This window comes from Corynebacterium sp. ACRQP (assembly GCF_022345915.1).
Classification (GTDB): domain Bacteria; phylum Actinomycetota; class Actinomycetes; order Mycobacteriales; family Mycobacteriaceae; genus Corynebacterium; species Corynebacterium lehmanniae.
This window is the reverse complement of sequence record NZ_JAKRMZ010000015.1, coordinates 1-18,065: the sequence shown is the minus strand read 5'-3', so window position 1 is coordinate 18,065 and position 18,065 is coordinate 1. Positions and strand designations below refer to the sequence as shown.

Sequence of the window (18,065 nt, the reverse complement as noted above, 5' to 3'; positions counted from 1 at the left end):
CATGACACAGACTGTTCAAGGCGTAATCGCCCGCGAAAAGGGCGCCCCGGTCGAGGTCGTGGACATTGTGATCCCCGAACCCGGCCCCAACGACGTCGTGGTCAAGGTCCAGGCCACCGGCGTGTGCCACACGGACCTGGCCTACCGCGACGGCGACATCGAGGACGCGTTCCCGTTCCTGCTCGGCCATGAGACGGCCGGCGTCGTGGAAACGATCGGCGAGGACGTCACCCACGTCCAAGAAGGCGACTTCGTGGTGCTGAACTGGCGCGCGGTGTGCGGCGAGTGCCGCGCCTGCCGCAAGGGCGACACGAAGAACTGCTTCAACACCCACAACGCCTCGCAGAGCATGACGCTTGACGACGGCACTCCGCTCACCCCCGCCCTCGGCATCGGCTCGTTTGCAGAGAAGACTCTCGTGCACGAAAAGCAGTGCACGAAGGTCGACCCGGAGGCCGACCCGGCAGCGGCGGGCTTACTCGGCTGCGGCATCATGGCCGGCCTCGGCGCCGCCGTGAACACCGGTGACGTGCAGCGCGGCGAGTCCGTGGTCGTCTTCGGCCTCGGCGGTGTGGGACTTGCGGCTGTGGCCGGTGCGGCGTTGGCGGGGGCGACGACGGTGGTGGCTGTAGACGTCGATAAGCGAAAGTGCGACGTTGCCACCGAGAAGTTCGGCGCCACCCACGCCATCTGCGCCAAGGACATGAGCGAGGACGAGGTGATCGAGGCCGTGCGCGAGCTCACCGGCGGCTTCGGCGCCGACGTCGCCATCGACGCGGTGGGTATCCAGCCCACCTGGCGCCAGGCGTTCTACTCCCGCGATCTCGCCGGCCGCATGGTCATGGTCGGCGTGCCCAACCAGACGGACCACGTGGACATCCCCGCGATCGACCTGTACGCCCGCGGCGGCTCCATCAAGCCGGCCTGGTACGGCGACTGCCTGCCGGAGCGCGACTTCCCCACGTACGTGGAGCTGTACAAGCAGGGCCGCTTCCCGCTGGGCGAGTTCGTCTCCGAGCGCATCGGCGTAGGCGACATCGAGGAATCCTTCGCCAAGATGAAGCGCGGCGACGTGCTGCGAAGCGTGGTGGAGTTCTAATGCGCATCGACAACGTCGTCACCTCCGGCCTGTTCAAGCTCGACGGCGGCGAGTGGGAGGTGGACAACAACGTCTGGATCGTCGGCGACGACTCCGAGGTCTACATCATCGACGCCGCCCACAACGCCGAAGCCATCGCCGAGGCAGTGGGCAATCGCCGCGTGAAGGGCATCCTGGCCACCCACGGCCACTCCGACCACATCGACGCCGCGCCCGAGCTGTCGCGGCTTGTGGACGCCCCGGTGTACCTGCACCCCACCGACGGCTTTTTGTGGCAGCGCCAGAACCCGGGCGCGCACTACCGCCAGCTTCTCGACGGCGCCACGTTCACCGTCGCCGGCACCGACCTGCGCGTCATGTCCACCCCGGGCCACTCGCCGGGCTCTGTGGTGATCTACGCCGAGGAGGCCGGCGAACTGTTCTCCGGCGACACCCTGTTCCAGGGCGGGCCGGGCGCGACCGGACGGTCGTTCTCCTCGTTCGACACCATCATCCGCTCCCTGCAGAAATCCGTTTTGGACCTGCCGGCGGAGACGGTGGTGCGCACCGGCCACGGCGACCACACCACCATCGGCGCGGAAGCCCCGCACCTGGAGGAGTGGATCCGCCGCGGCTTCTAGCGCTCCGCGTCCGCGTCCTGCTCCGGCGCCTGCGCGTTCTGCAGCGCGACGGCGCGGGCCAGGCGGGCGTAGCGCAACTCCTGCTCGCGGAAACGCGTCCACGTGGAGACGGTGACGAAGAAGAACGCCACCACCAGCACGTACAGCATCAGGTCGGTGCCGCGGGCCACGCCCAGCCAGTTCGCCACGACGGTCACATCGTCGGGGCGGGCAATCGCCCACACGGCCGCCACCATCATGAGGGCGAAGCCGATTTTTACCCAGGCTTTGGCGTTAGCTTTGCGTCGATTAGCAAAGAAGTACCAGGCCAATGCGACAACCGCGAGCAGCAACAACGCCTGAATCATGGCAACCTCCTTGCAACGAGCCCGTCGGCGAGAATGTTCACGCCGTTGATCAGCGACTGGCCCTTCGACATCGAGTACTCCGTGTAAAGGATGTCCACCGGTTCCTCGTCCACGCGCCAACCGTGCTTGTCAATCATGGAGACGATCTCCGAGGCGTGCGACATCCCGTTCATGCGGATGTTCATCTCCTCGGCCACCTTTCGGTTGAACGCGCGCAGCCCGTTGTGCGCGTCCGTCAGCCCCAGCTTCTTCGTGCGCGGCGAGAGCATCACCACCGTCTTCAGCACCGCGCGTTTGATCCACGGCACCTGCGAATTGTCCTGGCCGGCGAAACGCGTGCCGACGATGATGTCCAGCGGCTCAGTGCGCAGCCGCTCAATCATGCGCACGACGTCTTTTTCCTGGTGCTGGCCGTCCGCGTCGAAGGTGACAAAGTACTGCGCGCCCGGCTGTTTGCGGGCGTACTCCACGCCGGTCTGGATCGCCGCGCCCTGGCCCAGGTTGACCGGGTGATCCACCAAATGGGCGCCGGCGGCGCGAATCTGCTCCGCGGAGTTGTCGACGGAGCCGTCGTTGACGCCCACGATGTTGGGGAACGTCTCGCGCGCGTGCGTGAGCACGTCGAAGATGACCGTGCCCTCGTTGTAGCAAGGCACGATCAGCCAAGTGTCTGAAAATCCGCTCATGTCGGAAGTTAGGTTACCTCCCGCGGTGGAACAAAGCGGCGTACACGCGCCGGAGCAAACCTGTGGGTAGCGCGCGGTACGCGGTGCGCGCCGCCAGGTTGAACGCGGCCCGCGGGCGCGAAATCAGCCCGTAGGAGACCAGGTTGCGCTGCATTTTTGCCTCCGCGGCGAGCATCTCGCGGCCGGTGCGGCGGGCGAACTGCGCGTCGGTGACCTGGAAGTCCGTCAGCGACTCGGGCAGGTTGCGCACCTGCCAGCCGCCGGCGATCAGGCGCGCGTAGAGGTCGTAGTCCTCCATGAAGTGCACGTCCTTGTACCCGCCGACCTCCTTGACCGCTCGCGTGCGCAGCATCACCGAGGGGTTGTTCACCGGCGAGTTCATCTTCGCGTAGGCGTGCGGGTTCTCCGGCAGCGCGCGCACCTTGCCGGTATCTCCCGGGGTGTGCGCGAACTCTTCGACGGCGCTGCCCAGCGCGGCCACCTCCGGGTGCGCCTCCATATACTCCAGCTGCCGGGCGAAACGCTCGGGTTTCGCGGCGTCGTCGGAGTCCAATCGCGCTGTGTATTCGGAATCGATCGTCGCCAGCCCTGCTTGCGACGCTGGGCCCGCGCCCACATTCTCCGGCAGCCAAATCACTCGGGCATCTTGCTTCTCGACGACCTCCCGCACCCCCTCGCCCACCGGCCCATCTGCCACAATGACCAGCTCATCCGCCGGCCGCGTCTGCGCCCGCAGAGAGTCGAGGGCGCGCTCAAGGTCGTGCGCGTCGGTGCCGTGGTAGACGGTCACCAGTGCCGTAATCCTCGCCATTGTCTACGCGGCGCTGTTGTCGAGGTACTGCGACAGCGCCGCTTCAATGACCGACAAGTCGCTGGTTCCTTCTTTGCGCGCCCGCGCCTGCACCCGCTCGGCGAGCGCCGGCGGCAGCATGTCCACCAGGCCGGGGCCCCAGGACACTTCGGCGCTGCGAATGCGCTCGTCCGACCAGCCCCGCTCGAAATCCTCAGCGGTGCGCATTTCTTCAGGGGTCATTGCGCTCACATTCCTTCCCATAGTTTTAGTCCCTTGCTGCGTCGATGAGGTAGCGGCCGTAGCCGGATTTCAACACCTGCTCGCCTAGGGCCTCCAGCTGCGCGGCGTCGATGAAGCCCTCGCGGTAGGCCGCCACCTCCGGCGAACCGATGACGGTGCCGGTGCGCTTCTGCAGCACCTCGACGTAGGCGCTGGCCTCGCTCATGGAGTCGATGGTGCCGGTGTCCAGCCACACGTCCCCGCGGTGCAGGCGGTGTACCTTCAGGTCGCCGCGGCGCAGGTACGCCTCGTTGACGGAGGTGATCTCCAGCTCCCCGCGCGCCGACGGTGCGATGGATTTGGCGATCTCTACGACGTCGTTGTCGTAGAAGTACAGCCCCACCACAGCGAAGTTGGACTTCGGCGCGTCCGGTTTTTCCTCGATGGACAGCGCCGTGCCGGCGGCGTCGAACTCGACCACGCCGTAGCGCTGCGGGTCCGAGACCTCGTAGGCGAAGATCGCCCCGCCGTCGATGTCGCGCACCCGCCCGAGCGCCTCCGAGATGCCGTTGCCGTCGAAGATGTTGTCGCCGAGCACGAGCGCCACCGAGTCGTCGCCGATGAACTCCTCGCCGATCAAAAACGCCTGCGCCAGCCCCTCGGGGCGGGGTTGTTCGGCGTAGTGGAGCATGATGCCGAGACGTGAGCCGTCGCCAAGCAATCGGCCGAAGCTCGGCCGATCCTCCGGCGTGGTGATGATCAAAATCTCGCGAATACCCGCGCTGATCAGGGTGGACAGCGGGTAGTAGATCATCGGCTTGTCGTAGATGGGCATGAGCTGCTTTGAGATGCCCTGGGTGATCGGGTACAGGCGCGTGCCCGAGCCGCCAGCGAGGATGATGCCCTTCATGACAGGGAAGTCTAGTTGGGCATCGGGTGTTGCTGCGGGAAGGTTAACCCAGGCCTGGGATCTGGATACCCAGCTGCGGGGCTGCGATCGCTGCGATGCCGATGACCGCGAGCACAGCTGCGATGACACCGATGACGATGCCGGCGGTGGAGGAGCCCTTCTCGTCCTTGGCCTGACCGGCGTTGTTGTCGGCGTTCTGGTCGGACGACTTGGAGTCCTGCTTCGGCTTGCTCGGTGTCGGCTTAGGCGTCGGCTTCGGCGTAGCAGCACCGGTGGGGTACTTCACAGTGCTGTTACCGCCGCCAAGGCAGGCGTTTGACGCAGCATTCTCAGCGCGGAGGTATGGATTCAGTGCAGTGAAGTGACGGCCGGTCTGGGTCTTATCAAAGGAGTTGTAGAACTTCGCCCCTTGGTTCTCATCTTGAATAACGCCACCGAGTCCAAGGAAAATAAACAGGATTACGGCACCGATGTTTCCGTCTTCGAAGTCTTCGCTGAGTTTTGCGTCAACGTAGTGGTCCGAGTAGTTACTCGGCACAACTTCATCCGGACTTACGCGCATGTCGTTGAAGTACTCGGCGCGAGCGCGAGTATCCAAATACGTTTCTGCTCCGGTGTCATTCAGACCGGCGTAGCTCAAGCGGCTGAGGTATGGCTGAAGATCGATCTCGTCAAATGCGTCCTCAAATGCGCTCTCGACACGGTGGTTAGTCAATTGGTGTTGGTAGGCGGCAACGAAATCGTCGCCTACGCTGCGAATTCCCGGAAACGTATTCTCGAGGGCGAGGTTGAAGTCGCGGTAGAACGTTTCACCGACTTTCGCACTGATCTCCCTGTCGAGATTTTCCAGATAGGCCTTCTCCGCCGCGGTGAAAGTCACCTTGCAACGGTTTTGCTCCAGCGGACCGACCTGCGCGGCCTGGGCGGGAACGACGGGGGACAGGGCGACTGCAGAGGCGGTCGCAAGAGCGACGAAGCGCGACTTCTTCATGGGAATCTCCTGGGAGTGTGTTGGGGACTCCCTAAGTTTAAGCCGTGAGCTGCGTCCCGTCCGGGTTTAATTCGGGGCGGTCTAGCTACCGCAGGGCCACGTAGAGCGCCAGCGCGGCGCGCCAGTTCGTCGGCGCGAAACCCGCGGCCTTGATCTTGTCCAGCGCGAGGGTGGATTCTCGCGGGCGCGGCGCTTCCACGCCGAATTCGGCGCCGTACTGCTCGGTGGTCACGGGGTGGACGTCCGCGGGGTCGCCGCCGACGGCCACAAACACGGCCATGGCGATCTCGTCGCGCGTGACTGTGTCGCCGTCGGAGGTGATGTTGTACACGCCGTACTCCGCACCCGTGTCGAGCAGGTGCGCGATGCCTTTCGCCAGGTCTTCGGCCCAGGTGGGGCGCCCGCGCTGGTCGCACACGACCTTCGGCGCGACGCCCTTGTCCGCGAGGTCGGCCATCACGGACATGAAGTTGCGGCCGTCGCCGAACACCCAGCTCGTGCGCACCACGTAATGCTTCCGCGCCACCTGCGCCGCTGTGTCGCCCGCGGCCTTCGACGCGCCGTACGCGCTCAGCGGTGACGGCACCTCCGCCTCGTCGTGCACCTCGACGCTGCCGTCGAAGATGTAGTCGCTGGAAACATGGACCAACGTCAGGTCGTGTGCATTGCTTATCGACGCAAGCTCCGCCGGCGCCGCCGCATTCACCGCCCATGCCCCGGCCCGGTCGTCCTCCGCGCCGTTGACGTCGTTGTAGGCGGCGCAGTTCACGATGGCCCAGTAATCGGCCCAGTCGATGCTGGGCGGGTTCGTTATATCGAACTCGTCGTGGCCCACGAAGTGGGCCTGCTCTTCCGACCAGATCTGGCGCAGCGCGCGCCCTAACTGGCCGTTGGCGCCGGTGACGAGGATGCGGCGTGGGGGGAGCGGAGTGGCGTCGATAAGCATGGGGTGCTCGAGGTCCTTGGCGGACAGCTCGGTGGGCTCGAGCGGCCAGGCGATTTCCTTGTAGGAGCAGAACGCGCCGCCGGGGGAGTAGCGCTGGTTGACCAGGTAGATGTAGGTGGTGTTGTCCTCGAGCGCCTGGAAGCCGTTGGCCACGCCGCGCGGGACGTATACGGCGGTGTCCGGCCCGATCTCGCAGGTGAACTTCTCCCCAAACGTGGCGGAGCCTTCGCGCATGTCCACCCACGCGCCGAACACGCGGCCGGTGGCCACGGAGACCCACTTGTCCCACGGCTCGGCGTGCATGCCGCGGGTCGCACCCCGCCGGGCGTTGAAGCTGACGTTGTGCTGCTTCGGGGTGAGTTTTTGGCCGGACCAGTTCTCTTTGAACCAGCCGCGGTTGTCTTCGTGGACGGTGAGCCGGTGGACCTCGAGGCCGTCGATGGTGGTGGTTTTAGGCACTGCGACGGGTCACCCGAGCTTGAAAGTGCGCTGTGTGAGAGGCTTCTCGGATGCTGCTGCAATCCGTTTTGCAAACTCGGCGTTGGCCTGGCGCTTAGCCTGGCGGTTCACACGCCGAGCCTCCACCACGTCTTGTTCTAGCCGCAATCCTTTGGGGAAGTAGTTGGTTGTCATTTTGAGCTCCTCTGATACGTGCGTCAGTGCCGCTCGGCGGCACCGCGAAACGCTGCTAGCAAGCTTGCGACAAGCAGCAAGCTTTCTTCATCCTGCGAGGTGAATTCTGCATCAGTCCGTGTATCCACGGTGAGTAATCCATACGCAACGTTACCATCGCCACCGGACACCGAAGCCGACACAAAACTGCGGTAAAGCCGATCGGAGAGGTTATTTATCGCAACCGTTTCTTTCGGCGATTTCACGAGCACCATCATTTCGGTGAATCTCGTTTGTCCTCCTTTGTGCGTCTTCGGCGGGTCTAACTGGCAGCCAAAATGCGCCCGGGGTGTAAGCATCTCGGTTCCTTGTGCGTCGAGGCCGTACTCGAAATAGATCACTCTTGGTTTCAGCGGACCGAAAACTTCCTCTCCGAGCGCTCGCACAAGATCTTCCAAAACGGCGTTGTACCGTTCGAAGCGTTCCTCTTGAGAAAGTACGTCCGATACTGGAACCGACGGGATGTATGAGGCGGCAAGCTGTGTAGCAGCAAGTGCTCGCCTGCTTCGAAGTTCATCGTCCTCGGTGCGGAGCCGCTGCAGCAAGCTGCGGATGGTCAGTGGCACGGTGCCAACTAGAACGAGTGCTACCCCAAGCCAGAAAGTTCCCACCGTGAGTAGCCCCGGCATCGGGTGTGTAGCCGCGGCAGCGGACAGGAATATTCCTCCTACCAGCGGAAAAATCCACGGACCGACGGTGACAAAAAACTCCCAGATGAGTATGCGTGCACGTCGCATATGATCCCCTCCCCATTTCTGGGGAACAGGGTATCACTGCCCCCGCTGCGCGTACCCGCGTTCAATGCCTGCCTTATCGTTTTCCCACCACCAGCGGTTGTCGGTGTACCAGGCGATGGTCTGCTCCAGCCCGCTGCGCAGGTCCGTGTGCTGCGGAGCCCAGCCGAGCTCGCGGCGCAGCTTGGTGGCGTCCATGGTGTAGCGCTGGTCGTGGCCGGGGCGGTCCGCGACGTGGACGTATTCGCCGCCCATCAGTTCGCAGATGGTCTCGATGACCTGCTTGTTCGTGACGTGCGCGGAACCGGGAGAGCTCGCGCCGATGTTGTAGGTCTCGCCGATGCGCCCGCGCTCCAGAATCGCGAGGACGGCGTCGTTGTGGTCGTCCACGTGGATCCAGTCGCGCACCTGCGCGCCGGTGCCGTAGAGCTTGGCGGGCTGGCCGGTGAGGATGTTGGTGATCTGGCGGGGGATGAACTTCTCTATGTGCTGGTAGGGGCCGTAGTTGTTGGAGCAGTTCGAGATCGTCGCGCGCACCCCGAACGATCGCACCCAGGCGCGCACGAGGTGGTCGGAGCCGGCCTTCGTCGCTGAGTAGGGCGAGGAGGGGTTGTACGGCGTGGTCTCGGTGAATGCGTCGGTGCCGCCGAGCTCGAGGTCGCCGAACACTTCGTCGGTGGAGATGTGGTGCAGGCGCTTATCACTCTTGCGCACCGCCTCCAGCAGTGCAAACGTGCCGACAAGGTTGCTGTGCACGAACGCGGACGGGTCACGCAGCGAGTTGTCGTTGTGCGATTCGGCGGCGAAGTGGATGACGGTGTCGTTGGCGGCCACGAGCTCGTCGATAAGCGATTGCTCGCAGATGTCCCCCTCGACGAACTCGATGCCCTCGGGCAGGTTCGCGCGGTTGCCTGCGTAGGTGAGCTTGTCCACGACGGTGACGCGGAAGCTTTGCGACGCCTGCCGGACAAAATTCGCCCCAATGAACCCCGCACCGCCAGTGACCAGCAAACGTTCCATAGCCAGCTACCTTACAAGGCCCGCCAGGTGCACGAGCGCGCCGACGATCGGCCCGGCGAACAGCGCCACAACCACGGTTGTGGCAACGCCCCACGGCGCGAGGAAGAGCACGGCGAACGCGGTGGCGGTGGCGGCGAGCCAGCCGGCGACGTAGAACGCGTGGCGCTCTAGGGCGAGCACGGCCACGCCAGTGATCATGAGCATGCCCATGAACGCGGAGGCGAAGGTGAGCAGGCCGAGCGTGAGACCGTCGACAAACAGCTCCGGCTTGTACGCCACCCGCAGGATCCACGGGCCGATCAGCCAGGCCGCCGCGAAGCCGATGAGGCCGACGCCCAAGATCGCGCCGACGGGCGCGGCGAGCGCCCTGTAGATGCTGCCGCGGCGCTCGACGAAGCGCACCACCAGCGCCGATTGGAAGCGCTGCAGCGGCACCAGCACCGGGGCGCGGGTGAGCATGACGGCGTTGTTGACCGCGGCGACCGTCGCGCCCGCGGTTGCAGCGGGGAAGGCGGCGGAGGCGGCGGTGGGAAAGCCAGTGATCAGCGCGGCCGACGCCCCGGAGGCCACCATGGCGGAGCCGACGCGGCGCAGAAACGCCCCGCGGTCCACGTCCAGGTGCACCCGCACCGGCGCGAAGGCGAGGATCACGGCCCAGCTCAGCGCGCCAATGACGGTGATGGCCAAAAATTCCACCAGCCCGCCGCCGAGCGCCCACACCACCACGGCCAGCACGAGGCGCACGCCGGAGTCCAGGGCGACCAGCGCGGCGTAGCGGTTCCACAGCCCGGAGCCGCTCAAGACGCCGGACAGCACCGCCTGGAAGGCGTAGCTGATCAGGCCCAACGCCAACAAGCCCGTGGCCGTGCCGGGGTGGGTGGGCACGATGCGGCCCATGGCGAAAAGCCCCGCCAGCAGCACCACCGCCGCGACAACCGCGCCGACCGCAGCGCCGAGCTTCCACGGGTTGGCGCTGCCGCGCACGTCCGTTTCGCGGGAGGCTGCCACGGCGCGGGTGGTCTCCTGCGTGATGCCGTCGATGAGCCCGGTGCAGGCGAAGAACAGGCCCCAGTAGGCCAAAAAGGAGTTGTAGCCGTGCTCGGCGTCCAGCGCCCAGCTGGCGATCCACATGACCACAAAGCCGCTGGCCGCGGCGAAGATGGTGGCCAGGGAGAGGTTTCTCACGGGCACTCCGGAAGCTCGGGGTGGTTGATCCACGCGTCGATCACGTCGCCGACAGCGACGCCCTGGCGCGCGAACGCGTTGACCAGGTCGAAGGGCTCCACCACACCGTGGGCGCCGCGGGCCACGTAGTCCCGGACCGCAGCGAAAAACGCCGGGTCGCCGGCTTTGCGGCGCAGCGCGTGCAGCGTGATGGCGCCGCGCTTGTACACGCGGTCGTCGAACATGTCGCGCGCGCCAGGGTCGGCGAGGGTAAACCGCATGGGCGTGATTTTGTCGTAGTGGGTGCGCACGGAGGCGTCGATAGGCATGTGCCCCGTAAAATCCGCCCACAGCCACTCGGCGTAGCAGGCGAAACCCTCGTTGAGCCAGATATCCTCCCACTGCGCGATGCCCAACGAGTTGCCAAACCACTGGTGCGCCAGCTCGTGCGCGATGAGGCGCTCGTTGCCCCGCAGGTGGTTCACGCCGAAGATGGACAGCCCCTGGGCCTCGAGCGGGATCTCCAGCTCTTCTTCGTGCACAACCACCTGGTAGTTCTCAAACGGGTAGGGCCCGAAGACGGTTTCGAAGTAGTCCAGCATGGCCTGCTGCTTGTCCAAATCGCCCACCTGAGTCGCCGCCGGCAGCCACGCCACCGTGTTGCGCCCTAAATCAACGCGGTGGAACTGGCCCACCTGCACCGTGGCCAGGTAGGTCGCCATCGGGCGGGCGGTGGTGTTGGTCACCGCGACGTACCCGCGGTCCGCGCGCACGTTGAAAGTGTAGGTGGCTTTCTCGTCCGGGGTGTCGTCGCAGGGGAACCAGGACGGCGCGCCGTTGGGCTGGTTGGCGGTCAGTGCGCCGTTGTCCAGCTCCTCCCAGCCCAGCATGCCCCAGGCGGTGCGGCGCGGGCGCGGGGAGCCGGCGTAGCGGATGGTCAGCTGCAGCTCAGTGTCCACCGGGATGAACTGGTCGAAGGTGATGCGCAGCTTGCCGCCGTGGTGGCGGTAGCGCTTGACGCCGAAGCCGTTAGACGCCTCCACGCGGCGCACCGACAGGCCCTGGGTGAGGTCGAGGGTGAGGTGGTTCAGCTCGCGCCACGTGTTCAGCGTCAGGGTCGCAGTTGCTTCGAGACGGTTCGGGGCCACCTTGTAGTCGAAATCCAGGTCATAGTGCGTGACGTGGAAGCCCAGGTTGAACTCCACGCCGGTGTAGCGGTCGCGGGTGCCGGGGATGGGGGTGGAGCGAAGCCTCAGGTTACTCATATCGCCGGGAAGTCTACGCCAGCGGTTGGCCGATCTTGTCGTCGATCCACTGGTAGATCAACGCCTCCACCCGCGACACCTGTGCATTATCCGCGGCGCCGGCGTGCCCGCCTGCGGTGTTCTCGAAATAGTCCACCGGCTGGCCCGCCCGCCACAGGGCGAGCGCGAAGGTGCGGGCGTGGGCGGGGTGGACGCGGTCGTCGCGGGTGGAGGTGGTCACCAGCGCCGGGGGATACGCCACGTCCTCGCGCGGGCGGACGTTGTGCAGCGGCGACCAGGTTGCAATCGCTGCGCGCTCATCGACGTTGTCCGGGTCGCCGTACTCCGCCATCCACGACGCGCCGGCGGACAGGGTGTGGTAGCGCAGCATGTCCGTCAGCGGCACCTGGATCACGGCCGCGCCGAAGCACTCCGGGTACTGCACCAGCGAGCCGGAGGTGAGCAGCCCGCCGTTGGAGCCGCCGCGGATGGCAATCTGCGCAGGTTCGGCGTAGCCGCGGGCGACGACGTCCTCGAGCACCGCCTTGTGGTCCTCCCACACCTTGTGGCGGTTGGTTTTGACCACCTGCGAGTGCCACTCGGGCCCGAACTCGCCGCCGCCGCGCAGGTTGGGCTGGACGTAGAAGTTGCCCTGTTCCAACCATGCGATGCCGCGCACGTTGGAAAACGCGGGCATGAGCGAGACCTCGAAGCCGCCGTAGCCGCCCACCAGCGTGGGACGTGCACCAAGGGAGAAGTCGCCGGTGATGAAGTACGGCAGCCGGGTGCCATCGGCGGAGGTCACCCAGTGCTGGCGGGTTTCCAGCCCTGCCGTGTCGAAGTGGGCAGGCGCGCGCTTGGCCTCGGTGAGTGCGCCGGAGGCGTCGCCGCGCAGAAGCGTTGTCGGCGTGGTGAAGGAGGACGCGGCGACCCAGAACTCGTCGCCGGCCAGCGGGCTGGAGGCAACGACGTGCGCGCTCGCGGCCTCCGGCAGCGCGAGCTCGGTGCGCTCCCAGGTGCCCAGCGCGATGCGGGAGATGCTGGTGGCCACGTCCACCAGGCAGGTCAAAAGCAGCGCGTTTTCAGTGAACGCGATCGCTTCCACGGTCGCGTCCTGCTCCAGCACCGCGAACTCTCGGCCGCCCTGCTGGAACGCTTCGAGCTCGATCACGCCGAGCGCGCCCGCGGGCACGCCCGCGAACTCGGTGCGCGGCTGGATGAACAGCCACTTGCGGTGGGGGATGGCGTCGCAATCGTCGGGCACGTCCACAAACTCGCCGTCGACCCACGTTCGCGAGGTGTAGAAATCGAGCGCCCGCGTGACGACGGTCCTCCGGTCCACCACGTCGTAGCCCGACCATACGCCGACGTCGTTAGGCTCGCCGGTGAAGATGACGGTCTTGCCGCCGTCGCGGGTCCAGCGCGCCACCTGCATGGGGTAGCCGGAGTTGGTCACCGTGCCCGGGCCTTCGTCGGTGCCCACCAGGATGGTGTCGCGGTCCACCCAGTCGACGGAGGTTTTAGCCTCGTCGATGGTGAAACCGCCGTCGGCCGCGTCGACGAAAGCGCGCGAGGTGAGGTCGAATTCGCGTACCACCACCGCGTCCGCCCCGCCTCGCGACAGGCGGATCAGCGCCCGGTCCCAGCTCACCGGCAAAACGGTCGCGCCTTTATACACCCAGTCCTCGTCCTCTTCTTCGGCGAGCGTGTCGACGTCGAGGAGGACCTCCCAGTCGGGTTGCTCCTCCCCGAGGAACGAGGGGAGGGTCGTGCGGCGCCAGAGTCCGCGCTGGTGCTCGCCGTCGCGCCAGAAGTTGTACAGGTACTCGCCGCGCCGGGTGACAAACGGGATCCGGTCGTCCGAATCCAACGCGGCGCGGATCCGCTCGCGCAGCGCGGACGAATCGAGCCGCGCTTCTGTCTCGTCGGACCACTCCCGGGCCCATTCGAGGGCGGGGGCGGCCGTCAGGTCGTCGAGAAGCTTGGGCTCGATGTCGCGCACGCTAGACCCCCAGAGCAGGCTTGATGGTGGTGTGCCAGGCGCGGTCCATGTCCTCGGTCCAGTACGGCCAGGAGTGGGTGCCCACGTTGCGCAGCTCGAAGTGCGCCGGGATGCCCAGGCCGTCCAGCTTGGCCTTCAGGTCGTGGGTGCACTTGTTCACCGCGGCCTCAATCACGCCGCCTTCGACCTGCAGCACGGCTGCACCGGCTTGCGCCGCCGGCATCGGTGCGCCCTTGCCCAGCAGGTAGCTGACCTGGTCCGGGTGCCCCGCAAGGCCCGAGCCGGAGGAGATGTACAGGCGGGTGCCGCGCAACTTCTCCGCGCTCAGAAGCGCGTCGTTGTAGCGGTTGTACGGCCCGTTCATCGGACCCCACATCATCTCCGGGGTGACCGTCTGGAAGTTCGGGGTGCCCGCGCGGTTGACGGTCAAGCGCGCGAAGTTGTAGCCGTGCGGCGAGGACGTGGACGCGCAGCCGGAAAACGCCGCCGCGGCCTGGTACATCCCCGGGTTGTGCTGCGCGAACAGCAGGGCAGAGGTGGCGGACATGGACACACCCGTCACGGCGCGGCGGCCGTTGGCGCCCACCACGCGCTCGATCGGGCCGGGCAGCTCCTTGGTCAAAAACGTCTCCCACTTCTGTGGGCCGTTGACGTAGTCGGAGGCGACGTCGTCTTTCACCCAGTCCGTGTAGTAGGAAAACGCGCCAGCCTGCGGCACCACCACGTTCACACCCTTGCCGGCGAAGTAGTCCTTCACCGGGTAGAGCTTCAGCCAGTCCTGGTTCTGCTCCGCGCCGCCGGCGCCGTTGAGCAGGTACAACGTCGGCGCGTTGCGCACGCGGTTGCCTGCGGCGTCGGTGGCCGGGACGACCGCGACCGGGATGTCGCGGCGCATGGAGGGGGAATACACGTTGTAGGACAGCACCGTTTTGTGGTCCACCTGACTGACCCACTCCTGCGCCTTGCCGGTGCGGGTGATGAGCGGCGGGTTCGTTCGCGCGTCCCACGCCTTTACAATGCCCTCCTGGCCGGCCGGCTGGGCGGACACCGCCGGAGCGCCGGTGCATGCGAGGGAGACTGCGGTGAGGGCGGCAAGCGCCGCCGCCTTGATCTTCTTCATCTGTGTATCCAGTCCTGGGGGAGGGGGTTAAACTGACAGGCAATTATTGCGCCATTCTATGGGACATTCGTTACTGTAGTGGCCAGCGTTACGCGTGTGGCGTGTTGCGCCCCCGCCCTGAAACCCCGAAAGGACCCCAACATGAACCCCATCGAAACTTTCCAGGTGCAGATCAACCAGATTCTCGGCGAGCTCGTGCACGCAGGCTCGTCCATGTCCTCCACCATCGCCTACGGCATGGGCATGTTCTAAAACGCGCTATCGCGCGCAAACCGAAACGGCGCCTCCCGGCTCGAAAGCGGGGAGGCGCCGTTAGGCGTCGTAAAGCAAGTGCCTACTGCTCCAGACCGAGCGCCTTCTTGAACACCTTCTCGTAGGACAGCCCCAGGTCATCGCGCCAGGACGCCCAGCTGTGGGTGCCCACATTGCGCAGCTCAGCGTGGGTGACCTCCACGTCGTTGGCGCGCATCTTCACCATCAGATCGTGGGTGCAGGCGTTCATCGCCGCCTCGATCACGCCGCCTTCAACCTGCAGCGTCATCGCGTTCGACAACGCGCGGGCCGAAGCCGCATCCGGGTCCACGCCGTACTGATTGATCAAGCGGTCCTTCAGGTAGCCCGGCGTGTCGCTCTCGCCCGCCAGGCCAGTGCCTGTGGACAGGTACACCGCGGTGCCCTTGAGATCCGCCGCGTTGACCAGCGCGTCGTAGTGACGGTTGTAGTCCGAGCCGCGCTCGCCGAAGATATACTCCGGTGTCATCACATTCGGCGCGCCGCGGCTGACGGTCAGATCCTGGTACATCCACGGAAGCGGCGTCGAGGTCGCCGCGCAACCGGAGAAGGAACCGATGGCGTCGTAGAAGCCCGGGTTGTGCTCCGCCAGCAGCAGCACGGAGGTCGCGGCCATGGACAGGCCGGCGGCCGCGCGGTGCTCCTCGTCGGCGTTCATGTACGGCTCCACCGCCTGCGGCAGCTCGTGCGCCAGGAAGGTCGACCACATCTGCTTGCCGTGGAAGAACGGGTTCGTGTCCGTGTCCACCGGCGGCTCGGCGGCCCAGTCCACGTAGTAGGAGAACGCGCCTTCCATCGGGATGACAACGTTCGCGCCGGAGTCCTTGTACGTCTTCTCCAGCTCGTCGTAGGCCTGCGCGACCCAGTCGGTGTCCTGCTCGGAGCCGCCGGCGCCGTTGAGCAGGTAGACCGTCGGGGCGTTTTCCTTGCGCTTGCCTTGCTCGTCGGTGGCGTAGAAGATCGCCACCGGGATGTCGCGCTCCATGGACTCGGAGTGCACGCGGATTGCCTCGTTGTCCCAGTTCTTGCGGTTGCCTGCGAGGATGCGCACCCACCTCTGGTCCTTGCCGTTGTAGGTCTTCGGGGCCTCACCCAGCGGGCTAATGTTCGGGTGCTCGTCCGTCGGCTCCGCCTCTGCGGTGGTGGCCGCGGTCGAGCTCAAGCTTGTCGACGGCGTCTCCGGCACCACCGTCGTCTCCACAACCTTCGGCTTCTCCTGGGGCGACGTCGGCGTGCTCGTGGCCGGACTCGTGGTCGCGCTGGTTGTCGTGGTCGGGCTCGTGGTCGAGCTCGCGGTGGTGCTGGAAGTCGGGGTCTCAAGCGAGGTCTGCACCGTCGTCGCCGCCGGGGACAGGGTGGTGACCGGCTTCTCGGCGCCGCCCTCCGCGAAGTGCTGGACGGCGGGCACGGAGCCTGCGGCGATAAGGGCGGCGGCGCCCAGGGCTACCGCCGTGCGAGTGAACTTCACAGTGAATCGCTCACTTTCATTCAAAAAACAAACAAGATGCTTCGCAACATTTTGCCAGACGGGCACGTACGATATGCAGCGTGAGTAAAGAACATTTTGACGTTGTTGTCCTCGGCGCTGGCCCCGGTGGCTACGTCGCCGCCATCCGTGCAGCTCAGCTGGGTAAAAAAGTAGCTGTTATTGAGAAGCAGTACTGGGGCGGTGTCTGCCTCAACGTGGGCTGCATCCCCTCCAAGGCCCTGATCAAGAACGCTGAAGTGGCTGAGATCTTCAACCACGATGCGAAAACCTTCGGCATCAAGGGCGACGTGGAGTTCGACTACACCGACGCCCAAAAGCGCTCCCGCAAGGTCTCCGAGAAGATCGTCGGCGGCGTGCACTACCTGATGAAGAAGAACAAGATCCAGGAGATCAACGGCCTGGGCTCGTTCAAGGACGCGAACACCATCGAGATCACCGACGGCGACGACAAGGGTATGACCGTCACCTTCGATGACTGCATCATCGCCACCGGCGCTGTGGTGCGTACCCTGCCGGGCATCGAGCTGTCCGAGAACGTGGTCTCCTACGAGGAGCAGATCCTCAACCCGGAGGCTCCGGAAAAGATGGTCATCGTCGGTGCAGGCGCGATCGGCATGGAGTTCGCCTACGTGCTGTCCAACTACGGCGTGGATGTCACCGTCATCGAGTACCAGGACCGCGTCTTGCCCAACGAGGACAAGGACGTGTCCAAGGAGATCGCGAAGGCCTACAAGAAGCTCGGCGTGAAGCTGCTGACCGGCCACGCCACCACCGAGGTGCGCGACAACGGCGATTCCGTCGAGGTGGACGTGAAGAAGAACGGCTCCGACGACGTGGAGACGCTCACCGCGGACCGCGTGATGATCTCCGTCGGCTTCGCCCCGCGCACCGAGGGCTACGGCCTGGAGAACACGGGCGTCGAGCTCACCGAGCGTGGCGCGATTGCTATCGACGAGCGCATGCGCACCAACGTCGACAACATCTACGCCATCGGCGACGTCACCGCGAAGCTGCAGCTCGCCCACGTCGCTGAGGCGCAGGGCATCATCGCTGCCGAGACCATCGCGGACGCGGAGACCCTCGAGATCGAGGACTACATGATGACCCCGCGCGCCACCTTCTGTAACCCGCAAGTCGCCTCCATGGGCTACACCGAGGAGCAGGCGAAGGAGAAGTGGCCGGACCGCGACATCAAGGTTGCCACCTTCCCGTTCTCCGCAAACGGCAAGGCAGTGGGCTTGGCGGAGACCGCTGGCTTTGGCAAGCTCGTCGCGGACGCCGAGTTCGGCGAGATCTTGGGCTGCCACCTCGTCGGCGCAAACGTCTCCGAGCTCATACCGGAGGTCGTCCTCGCGCAGCGCTTCGACCTCACCGCAGGCGAGATCGCGCGCTCCATCCACATCCACCCGACTCTGCCGGAGGTGATCAAGGAGATCGCGCACGGCATCGAAGGCCACATGATCAACCTGTAAGCCTTCGCTTTACGACGCACCAAAGGCGGGCCCCGCTTTCTGGCAGGGCCCGCCTTTTTGCGTGCCGTGGCAGCCGCCCGCGCGAATCCGTGGATCGTCTAGCGGCGCGCGCGACCCTGCTAGACGTGTCATGTCTTGACACTTTTTGGACATGGAGTCTGGTGAGTTTTTGGACGCGGAGTCTGGTCACTTATTGGACATCATGTCTGATGACTTGTTGGACACTGCGGTGGAATAGCCGGATGG

Annotated in this window: 18 protein-coding genes; 3 read left to right on the top strand and 15 right to left on the bottom strand. The window is 65.6% G+C overall.

Annotated features, from left to right (window positions below):
* The first annotated feature begins 1 nt into the window (after nt 1).
* Nucleotides 2-1,099 carry an S-(hydroxymethyl)mycothiol dehydrogenase gene (locus MHY23_RS07185; RefSeq protein WP_239306995.1) on the top strand — a complete coding sequence of 366 codons (1,098 nt, stop codon included), beginning with the start codon at nt 2-4 and terminating at the stop codon, nt 1,097-1,099.
* Nucleotides 1,099-1,719 (top strand): MBL fold metallo-hydrolase, encoded by a 621-nt coding sequence (locus MHY23_RS07180; RefSeq protein ID WP_239306994.1) that lies wholly within the window; start codon nt 1,099-1,101, stop codon nt 1,717-1,719. Before MHY23_RS07185 ends, MHY23_RS07180 begins: the two co-directional genes overlap by 1 nt.
* On the opposite strand, the gene MHY23_RS07175 is transcribed toward MHY23_RS07180, so the two are convergent.
* The 15 genes from MHY23_RS07175 to MHY23_RS07105 form a co-directional block, all read right to left on the bottom strand.
* Nucleotides 1,716-2,066: a DUF2304 domain-containing protein gene (locus tag MHY23_RS07175; protein ID WP_181890089.1), complete on the bottom strand. Its 351-nt coding sequence runs from the start codon at nt 2,064-2,066 to the stop codon at nt 1,716-1,718. The two genes, MHY23_RS07180 and MHY23_RS07175, sit on opposite strands and share 4 nt — an antisense overlap.
* Nucleotides 2,063-2,752 (bottom strand): glycosyltransferase family 2 protein, encoded by a 690-nt coding sequence (locus tag MHY23_RS07170; RefSeq protein ID WP_239306993.1) that lies wholly within the window; start codon nt 2,750-2,752, stop codon nt 2,063-2,065. The genes MHY23_RS07175 and MHY23_RS07170 overlap by 4 nt, the downstream gene beginning before the upstream one ends.
* 13 nt (nt 2,753-2,765) lie before the next feature.
* Nucleotides 2,766-3,563: a glycosyltransferase gene (locus tag MHY23_RS07165; RefSeq protein WP_239306992.1), complete on the bottom strand. Its 798-nt coding sequence runs from the start codon at nt 3,561-3,563 to the stop codon at nt 2,766-2,768.
* 3 nt (nt 3,564-3,566) lie between these two features.
* On the bottom strand, nt 3,567-3,785 hold the full coding sequence (locus tag MHY23_RS07160) for a hypothetical protein (RefSeq protein WP_181890086.1): 219 nt from the start codon (nt 3,783-3,785) through the stop codon (nt 3,567-3,569).
* A 25-nt stretch (nt 3,786-3,810) separates the two neighbouring features.
* Nucleotides 3,811-4,674, bottom strand: a complete 864-nt coding sequence (gene rfbA / locus MHY23_RS07155) for a glucose-1-phosphate thymidylyltransferase RfbA (RefSeq protein WP_239306991.1) — start codon at nt 4,672-4,674, stop codon at nt 3,811-3,813.
* A gap of 43 nt (nt 4,675-4,717) precedes the next feature.
* Nucleotides 4,718-5,665 (bottom strand): hypothetical protein, encoded by a 948-nt coding sequence (locus MHY23_RS07150; protein ID WP_239306990.1) that lies wholly within the window; start codon nt 5,663-5,665, stop codon nt 4,718-4,720.
* A gap of 85 nt (nt 5,666-5,750) precedes the next feature.
* On the bottom strand, nt 5,751-7,070 hold the full coding sequence (locus MHY23_RS07145; protein WP_239306989.1) for a sugar nucleotide-binding protein: 1,320 nt from the start codon (nt 7,068-7,070) through the stop codon (nt 5,751-5,753).
* A gap of 9 nt (nt 7,071-7,079) precedes the next feature.
* Nucleotides 7,080-7,244, bottom strand: a complete 165-nt coding sequence (locus tag MHY23_RS07140) for a hypothetical protein (protein ID WP_239306988.1) — start codon at nt 7,242-7,244, stop codon at nt 7,080-7,082.
* A gap of 23 nt (nt 7,245-7,267) precedes the next feature.
* Entirely contained in the window at nt 7,268-8,020 is a 753-nt protein-coding gene (locus MHY23_RS07135) for a hypothetical protein (RefSeq protein WP_239306987.1), read from the bottom strand.
* Nucleotides 8,021-8,053: 33 nt separating this feature from the next.
* On the bottom strand, nt 8,054-9,037 hold the full coding sequence (gene rfbB / locus MHY23_RS07130; RefSeq protein ID WP_239306986.1) for a dTDP-glucose 4,6-dehydratase: 984 nt from the start codon (nt 9,035-9,037) through the stop codon (nt 8,054-8,056).
* Nucleotides 9,038-9,043: 6 nt separating this feature from the next.
* Entirely contained in the window at nt 9,044-10,222 is a 1,179-nt protein-coding gene (locus tag MHY23_RS07125; RefSeq protein WP_239306985.1) for a hypothetical protein, read from the bottom strand.
* Nucleotides 10,219-11,466 (bottom strand): M1 family metallopeptidase, encoded by a 1,248-nt coding sequence (locus MHY23_RS07120; protein WP_239306984.1) that lies wholly within the window; start codon nt 11,464-11,466, stop codon nt 10,219-10,221. The genes MHY23_RS07125 and MHY23_RS07120 overlap by 4 nt, the downstream gene beginning before the upstream one ends.
* A 13-nt stretch (nt 11,467-11,479) precedes the next feature.
* On the bottom strand, nt 11,480-13,447 hold the full coding sequence (locus MHY23_RS07115; protein ID WP_239306983.1) for a prolyl oligopeptidase family serine peptidase: 1,968 nt from the start codon (nt 13,445-13,447) through the stop codon (nt 11,480-11,482).
* 1 nt (nt 13,448) lies between these two features.
* Nucleotides 13,449-14,567: an alpha/beta hydrolase family protein gene (locus MHY23_RS07110; protein ID WP_239306982.1), complete on the bottom strand. Its 1,119-nt coding sequence runs from the start codon at nt 14,565-14,567 to the stop codon at nt 13,449-13,451.
* A 334-nt stretch (nt 14,568-14,901) separates the two neighbouring features.
* Complete coding sequence (locus MHY23_RS07105; protein WP_239306981.1) at nt 14,902-16,326, bottom strand: alpha/beta hydrolase family protein; 1,425 nt, start codon at nt 16,324-16,326, stop codon at nt 14,902-14,904.
* Nucleotides 16,327-16,406: 80 nt separating this feature from the next.
* On the opposite strand from MHY23_RS07105, the gene lpdA reads away from it, so the two are divergent.
* Entirely contained in the window at nt 16,407-17,819 is a 1,413-nt protein-coding gene (gene lpdA / locus MHY23_RS07100; protein WP_181890076.1) for a dihydrolipoyl dehydrogenase, read from the top strand.
* Nucleotides 17,820-18,065 lie beyond the last annotated feature (246 nt).

Coding starts and splice junctions, on each gene's coding strand:
- MHY23_RS07140 (WP_239306988.1), bottom strand. CDS start 7,244: ATGACAACCAACTACTTCCCCAAAGGATTGCGGCTAGAACAAGACGTG.
- MHY23_RS07165 (WP_239306992.1), bottom strand. CDS start 3,563: ATGGCGAGGATTACGGCACTGGTGACCGTCTACCACGGCACCGACGCG.
- MHY23_RS07185 (WP_239306995.1), top strand. CDS start 2: ATGACACAGACTGTTCAAGGCGTAATCGCCCGCGAAAAGGGCGCCCCG.
- MHY23_RS07150 (WP_239306990.1), bottom strand. CDS start 5,665: ATGAAGAAGTCGCGCTTCGTCGCTCTTGCGACCGCCTCTGCAGTCGCC.
- MHY23_RS07135 (WP_239306987.1), bottom strand. CDS start 8,020: ATGCGACGTGCACGCATACTCATCTGGGAGTTTTTTGTCACCGTCGGT.
- MHY23_RS07175 (WP_181890089.1), bottom strand. CDS start 2,066: ATGATTCAGGCGTTGTTGCTGCTCGCGGTTGTCGCATTGGCCTGGTAC.
- rfbB (WP_239306986.1), bottom strand. CDS start 9,037: ATGGAACGTTTGCTGGTCACTGGCGGTGCGGGGTTCATTGGGGCGAAT.
- MHY23_RS07110 (WP_239306982.1), bottom strand. CDS start 14,567: ATGAAGAAGATCAAGGCGGCGGCGCTTGCCGCCCTCACCGCAGTCTCC.
- MHY23_RS07160 (WP_181890086.1), bottom strand. CDS start 3,785: ATGACCCCTGAAGAAATGCGCACCGCTGAGGATTTCGAGCGGGGCTGG.
- MHY23_RS07120 (WP_239306984.1), bottom strand. CDS start 11,466: ATGAGTAACCTGAGGCTTCGCTCCACCCCCATCCCCGGCACCCGCGAC.
- rfbA (WP_239306991.1), bottom strand. CDS start 4,674: ATGAAGGGCATCATCCTCGCTGGCGGCTCGGGCACGCGCCTGTACCCG.
- MHY23_RS07180 (WP_239306994.1), top strand. CDS start 1,099: ATGCGCATCGACAACGTCGTCACCTCCGGCCTGTTCAAGCTCGACGGC.
- MHY23_RS07170 (WP_239306993.1), bottom strand. CDS start 2,752: ATGAGCGGATTTTCAGACACTTGGCTGATCGTGCCTTGCTACAACGAG.